Source organism: Azospirillum sp. TSO5, from assembly GCF_003116065.1.
Lineage (GTDB): Bacteria > Pseudomonadota > Alphaproteobacteria > Azospirillales > Azospirillaceae > Azospirillum.
Window position 1 is genome coordinate 38421 of record NZ_LGQY01000083.1, and the last position, 6156, is coordinate 44576.

6 protein-coding genes are annotated in these 6156 nt (G+C 67.5%); 4 read left to right on the top strand and 2 right to left on the bottom strand.

Features of this window, described 5'->3' with window-relative positions; all coding sequences use genetic code 11:
* Positions 1–70 precede the first annotated feature (70 nt).
* The 4 genes from TSO5_RS21000 to TSO5_RS21015 all read left to right on the top strand — a co-directional run bounded on the left by TSO5_RS21000 (position 71) and on the right by TSO5_RS21015 (position 4895).
* Positions 71–1018: a replication initiator protein A gene (locus TSO5_RS21000; RefSeq protein WP_109153386.1), complete on the top strand. Its 948-nt coding sequence runs from the start codon at positions 71–73 to the stop codon at positions 1016–1018.
* 105 nt (positions 1019–1123) lie between these two features.
* A complete protein-coding gene (locus TSO5_RS21005; protein WP_109075141.1) occupies positions 1124–2146 on the top strand; it encodes an AAA family ATPase in 1023 nt (340 codons plus the stop codon).
* The gene (locus tag TSO5_RS21010; protein ID WP_109153387.1) at positions 2136–2990 is read left to right on the top strand and encodes a ParB/RepB/Spo0J family partition protein; all 855 of its coding nucleotides are present in this window, start codon (positions 2136–2138) and stop codon (positions 2988–2990) included. The genes TSO5_RS21005 and TSO5_RS21010 overlap by 11 nt, the downstream gene beginning before the upstream one ends.
* Positions 2991–3353: 363 nt before the next feature.
* The gene (locus tag TSO5_RS21015) at positions 3354–4895 is read left to right on the top strand and encodes an ABC transporter substrate-binding protein (protein ID WP_109153388.1); all 1542 of its coding nucleotides are present in this window, start codon (positions 3354–3356) and stop codon (positions 4893–4895) included.
* Between the two features lie 87 nt (positions 4896–4982).
* Here the strand turns inward: TSO5_RS21015 and TSO5_RS21020 are convergent, their stop codons facing one another.
* Both TSO5_RS21020 and TSO5_RS21025 read right to left on the bottom strand, forming a co-directional pair.
* Positions 4983–5651 (bottom strand): hypothetical protein, encoded by a 669-nt coding sequence (locus TSO5_RS21020; protein WP_247870857.1) that lies wholly within the window; start codon positions 5649–5651, stop codon positions 4983–4985.
* A 143-nt stretch (positions 5652–5794) separates the two neighbouring features.
* Positions 5795–6156, bottom strand: a 362-nt coding sequence (locus tag TSO5_RS21025; RefSeq protein ID WP_146203818.1) for a response regulator, incomplete at its 5' end; no start/stop codon positions are given.

Consider the following 6156-nt stretch of genomic DNA (forward strand, 5'->3'; position numbering starts at 1 on the left):
AACAGGGCGGCAGGCTTGTGGATTATGGCTAGGACCCCTTCAAGCCGCACGGGACCCGCGGAGAGATCGCATGACCCAGACCACCAACGCCGAGCTGCTCGACCGGCCGCTGCAATTGGCTCTGCGGCTCGATTCCCCGCTGACCGGCGATGTCCAGAACGACCGCCACATGATGGTCTACAGCCTGTTCGGCCTGTCGAAGGACAAGGCGGAATCGCTGCCGACCTATGATGACGGCAAGGTGCGGATCGAGGTGCGGGCGCCGAAGAATGTCGGCGTTGCGACGATCTGGGACAAGGCGGTGCTGCTCTACGCCATCTCGCTGCTGCGCGAGAAGATGGAATCCGGCAAGGGCCCGTCCAAGCTGGGCGAGCTGCACTTCACCACCAGCGATCTCCAGCGCATCGTCGGCAAGACCGCCGGCGGCAGCGCATACGACAAGATCGAAGGGGCGCTGGAGCGGCTGCAGGGCACGCAGATCAAGACCAACCTTGAAACCGGCGGCGAGGGCGAGAGCGGCGCCTTCTCGTGGATTTCCGACTACAAGCTGCTCTACCAGCGCAAGAAGGACGGCGAGCGGGCGGTGCGCGGGCTGAAGCTGACGCTGTCGGGCTGGGTCACCCGTGCGGCGCTGGGCCACAATCTGCTGAGCTACGACGACCAGTATTTCGCGCTGAAGCCGGTGGAAAAGCGCCTCTACGAGATCGCCCGCGCCCACCTCGCCCGCGGCCATGCCTTCTGGATGGCGCTGGAGCCGTTGCGCAAGCGCGTCGGCTCCGACAACGACCTGCGCAAGTTCAAGAACGCGCTCGGCCCCGTCCTGGCCGCCGACCGCATCCCCGGCTATGGCGTCCGCATCGTCGAGACGGCGGAATACAAGGAGACCATGAAGGCGCGCGGCGCCGTTCAGGGCCGCGTGCTGAACGCCGAGTTGCCGGTCCTGTTCTGGAAGAAGGACCAGGGCCAGCCGGAAAACTGGATCGACGTTCCCAAGGTGGAATACGACGAAACGGTCTGATCCCCCTGCCCCTCCGGTCACGCCCATTCGGTAGACACCCGTTGCCGGAGTCGCGACGACTTGCTAGGGTCGCTGCCAACCGGTGCCGGGGCAGGAGGACGGGGCGTGACAGGGGAACAGTTGAAGGCGTTGCGGGAACGGCGCGGCCTGACCCAGACGCAGATGGCGGCTTACGTCAACGAGTTGACCGGTCGCAAGTACGACAAGCAAAGGTTGAGCAAGTGGGAAACCGGTAAGGAGGCCCTGCCCCGCGACCTGCTGGGCCGGCTTCTGCTGCTGGATCTGGAACGGCCGGAAAGCGCCCTGCCCCGCCGCGGCACCACCGTCGCCGTCGGCCTGCAGAAGGGCGGCACTGCCAAGACCGCGACCTCGATCAACCTCGCCTTCATCCTGGCCCGCGCCGGCAACCGCGTTCTGCTGGTCGATGCCGATCCGCAGGGCAACGCCACCGTCCATGTCGGGGTGCCGCAGACCGACGTTGTGGCGCTGACGGAGGCGGGGAAGGTTCTCTACCACGCGCTGATGGGCAAGACGCCGCTCGACGCGGTGATCCGTCCGACCAGCGTCGAAGGGCTGGACGTCGTCCCCTCCAGCATCGCGCTGGCCAGTGCCGACACCGAACTTCCCGGCAACCTGACCAACGCCCAGACCGCGCTGGCGGAGATGCTGGACGGCGTGCGCGAGCGCTATGACGTGATCGTCATCGACTGCGCCCCCAACCTCGGCGCCGTGACCATCAACGCGCTGACCGCCGCCGATTACGTCCTGGTGCCCTGCCAGGCGGAGCCGCACGCCATCCTCGGCGTCAGCGCCTTCCTCGACACCGTTGCCAAGATCCAGCGGCGCCTCAACCCGCGGCTGGAGGTGCTGGGCATCCTGCCGACCATGGTCAACCCGCGCCAGACCCAGGACCGTTCGTCGCTCGACGACATCCAGCGCCTGTGGGGCGACAGCCGCCGTGTGTTCCCGCCGGTGCCGCGCGCCACCATCTACGCCCAGGCGGCCGGCGCCAACGTCATCACGCTGGATGCCGACATCGGTGCGCCGGGTGTGGAGAGCTATGCCGCCATCGCCTCGGCTCTGCTGACCGCCATGGGCCGCCTGCAGGAGACTGTCGATGCCGCCTAAGAAGCTGACCCGGCAGACCGCCGCCACCGTGCTCCAGGCCAAGGAGGCCGGCTTCGCCGCCGAGACCGACCGTATGTTCGGGCTGAGCGGCGTGCTGCCCCGGCTGGTCGAGGTCGATCTGGACGCCGTCGAGACCAACCCCGGCCAGCCGCGCACGGTGTTCGACGACGACTCCCTGCGCTCGCTGGCCGACTCCATCGCCCGCCATGGGTTGCAGCAACCCGTGCTGGTCCAGGAGGGGACGGAGAAGGGCCGCTATCGGCTGGTGGCCGGCGAACGGCGGCTGCGCGCCCACCGGCTGCTCGGCCGCGGCACCATCGCCGCCATCATCACCAAGGGCCGGCCCGAAGAGATCGCGCTGATCGAGAATGTCCAGCGCGTGGACCTCGACGCCATCGACCTCGCCCGCGGCCTGTCGCAGCTGATCGAGGCGCACGGCTACACCCAGGCGGAGGTGGCGGCGGCCGTCGGCTGTTCGGAGGCCGAGGTGTCCAAGCGCCTGAAGGTGCTGCGCCTGCCCGACGACATCCTGGCCGACTACCGCGCCAATCCCGACGCGGTGTCGCGCTCCGCCCTGGTCGAGCTGGCCTTTGTCGAGGACGAGGCGGAACTGCGCCGGCTGTGGCAGACGGCGCGGACCGGCGGGCTGACCGTTGGTGCGGTGCGGGCGGCCCGCCCGGCGGCGTCCAGCACGGCGGAGCCGCTGCGGGTGCTGGGCAAGGCGATCAACCGGATGGACAAGGATCTCGCCGCCATCGACACCGTCGCCCAAGCCTTGCAACGCGAACACCGCGAGCGGCTGCAGGTTCTGCGCGACCGCATCGACGCCCTGCTGAACGGCTGAGGGTTCGTGAGTCCTGCCAAGATTTGATTGCTCTCGAAGCCAAGCACCTTCCTCATCGACCGTCATCCCCGCGAAGGCGGGGATCCAGGAAACTCCGCAGATCAGCGGCGGATGTGGCTGGATTCCCGCCTTCGCGGGAATGACGGCCGAGAGAAGCCCCAAAAGACCTATTGCCTGAACTGAATGCCTGACCGCGCCAGCCTGGACTTTCGAATGCGAAAGCCCTCTCCGGTTGCGTTTTCGACAGAGTACACCTCTTGGTTGCTTTCGATTGCGAAAGCCTCTGGCGGTCGGCCAGGGTGACCGCCTGCCCTGCCCCATGGTAATGATCAGTGACGAGACCATCGACGTTACGGATCAGCGATGCCGGCGGTGCAGAGACGACAGTTCATTGGATTGCTCGGCGCAGCCGGTCTGGCCGGCGCCCTGCCGCGTCCGGTGATGGCCGCCGCCCCTGCCCTGCGGATCGGGCTGAAGGCCCTGCCCGGCGCCATCAACCCGCTGACCGTCAATGATCTGGTCGCGCGTCAGGTCCTCGGCTCGATGTATGAGAGCCTGACCACCGTCGATCCCCAAGGCCGCATCCTCCCCGGCCTCGCCACCGCCTGGGAGGGGTCGGAGGATGCCCGCCGCTGGCGCTTGACCATCCGCGACAACGTCACCTTCCACACCGGCCGCCCCCTGACCGCCGCCGACGTCAAGCGCAGCTTCGAGGCGGCCTTGGCCGGCGACGGCGCCAACTTCGCGGTGCTCGCCCTGTCCAAGGTGCGGGGCTTTCGCGAGTTGCGGGCGAAGACAGCATCCGGACTGTCGGGCATCACCGTGGTCGACGACCGGACGCTGGAGGTGGTCTGCGACGAACCCTGCGCCGTCTTTCCCTTCGCCCGGCTGAACATCGTCGATGTGGAGGCGGCGGAGAAGGCCGGCCCGGACTGGTTCCGCACCATGTCGGCCGGAACCGGACCCTACCGGCTGGTGCGGTCGAACGATGGCATCCGCATGGATGTGGAGGCCAATCCCGGCTGGCGCGGCGGTGCGGTGCCGTTCGAGCGGGTGTCCTTCCTCGCCACCGGCATCGGCAACGACGGCATCACGCTGTTCAACGACAGCCAGATCGACTTCACCTTCGTCGACACCGACGCGCTGCGCGGGGTGATGGACGATCCCGGCTTCAAACGCTGGCTGTCGAACGTGCCGCGCATGCAGACGCGTGTGGTCGCGCTCGATCCCCGCCGGGTGAAGGCCTTCGCCGATCTGCGGGTGCGCCGGGCGATGTCGCTGCTGATCGACCGCACCGCGATGGCGGAGCGCTTCTTCCGCGGAGTGGCGACCGTCCATAACGGCATCGTTCCGCCGGCGCTGCTGTCGAACGAAAGGCTGGAGCCGCTGTCCTACCATCCGATGCTGGCGAAGCAACTGCTGGAGGAGGCGGGATATCCGGAGGGCCGCGGCATCGACCCGTTCCAGGTCGCGGTCATTCCGGAATACCGGCGGGAGTTCGTCTATTACGTCTCGCAATGGAACAACGCCGGCATTCCGGCGAAGCTGGTGATCTCTCCCCGTCAGGAGTTCATCTCGCGATCCCGGCGGCGCGACTATGATTCCTTCCTGTTCGGCTGGACCGCCACCTACCCCGACCCGATGAACTTCCTGGACGAGCTGTTCAGCAGCCGCAGCCGCTTCAACCCCGTCGGCTGGTCGAATCCGAAGTTCGATGCTCTGATCGAACAGGCGATGGCCATCCCCGATCCCGGCCGCCGTGCCGAGGTCTACAAGGATGCCGAATGTCTGGTGATGAACGAGCTGCCGGTGATCCCGCTGGTGGTGCCGGACTATGTCGCGCTACGCGGCAATGTATTGAGCGAGAATTTCATCACCCCGTTCGGCGGCCTGAACTTCGGCTGAGCCGGCGCGGGGCAGGGCAGGGGGACCGCATGAAAAAAGCCCCTGTCCGTTGCCGGACAGGGGCTTTTTGCAGAACCTGGTGCCGCGTCAGACGGCGCCCTGCGACCGCGCTTCGCGCAGACAGTCGGCCGGCTTGGCCTCACGGAGACAATCGGCCTTTGCAGCTTCGCGGAGACAGTCCGCAGTCTTCGCCTCACGCAGGCAATCAGCCTTCGCAGCTTCGCGGAGACAGTCGGCCTTTGCGGCCTCACGCAGGCAGTCAGCCGGCTTGGCTTCACGCAGGCAGTCGGCTTGCGCAGCTTCCCGGAGACAATCCGCAGCCTTCGCCTCGCGCAGGCAGTCAGCCTTCGCCGCCTCGCGCAGGCAATCCGCCTTTGCGGCTTCCCGCAGGCAATCCGCGCCGGTGAACAGGCGGGCACTGTCGGTGCGGGCGGCGGCCATCCGCTCGGCCGGAACGGCGACGCCGTTGTGATGCAGGTATTCGCCATAGACCGCCTCGCAGAAGCGGAAATAGGCGCGGGTGTCGGCGACGATGAACTCGTGCCACAGATCGTCGCAGGCGGCCGATTGCGGGACGATGTCGCGGTCCGGATGCTCGGCGCAGGCCAGCAGGAAGTCCTTCAGCTGGGCCAATGCGATCCCGGACGTGCTGCGGGTCATGCCTGCGGCGACGGCGCGTTCGACCACATAGCCGAAGTCGAAGCCGGCGATGATGTCACGGGCACGGGTGATGTCGGTCGTGGTGGCGCCGCGCATGGAATCCTCCGAGGTTGCTTCTTTTTCCGCCCTTGGACAGGGTTGCAGGACCGTCCTCGGGCACAGCCCGATTGTTGTGCCACAGCACAGCGGGATATGTGAGATAATTTTGGTACTAAACATCCGGCTCCCGGCCGATGACGTCATTCGCTCAGGGTCTTATGCGGAGTGGCGGTGCCGAGCGAAACCGCCGCCGCCGGTCGCCCGGCCGTCATCTGCTCCACCAGTGCCGACAGCCGGTCCGGCATGATCGGTTTGGCGGCCACGGTGACGCCCATTTCCGCCGCGCGCGCCGCCACCGCGCCGTCCAGCCGTCCGGAGATCAGCACCGCCGGAATGCGCAGCCCCAGCCGCCGCCACACCGTCTCGATGAAGTCCAGGCCGTTCTCGGTGGCCGACAGGTGGTAATCGGCGATCACCGCGTCGGGCCGGACGGTGCCGTCCTCCACCGCGCGCAGTCCCTGGGCGACCGTGGAGGCGCCGACGACGCGGTGGCCCGCCGTGG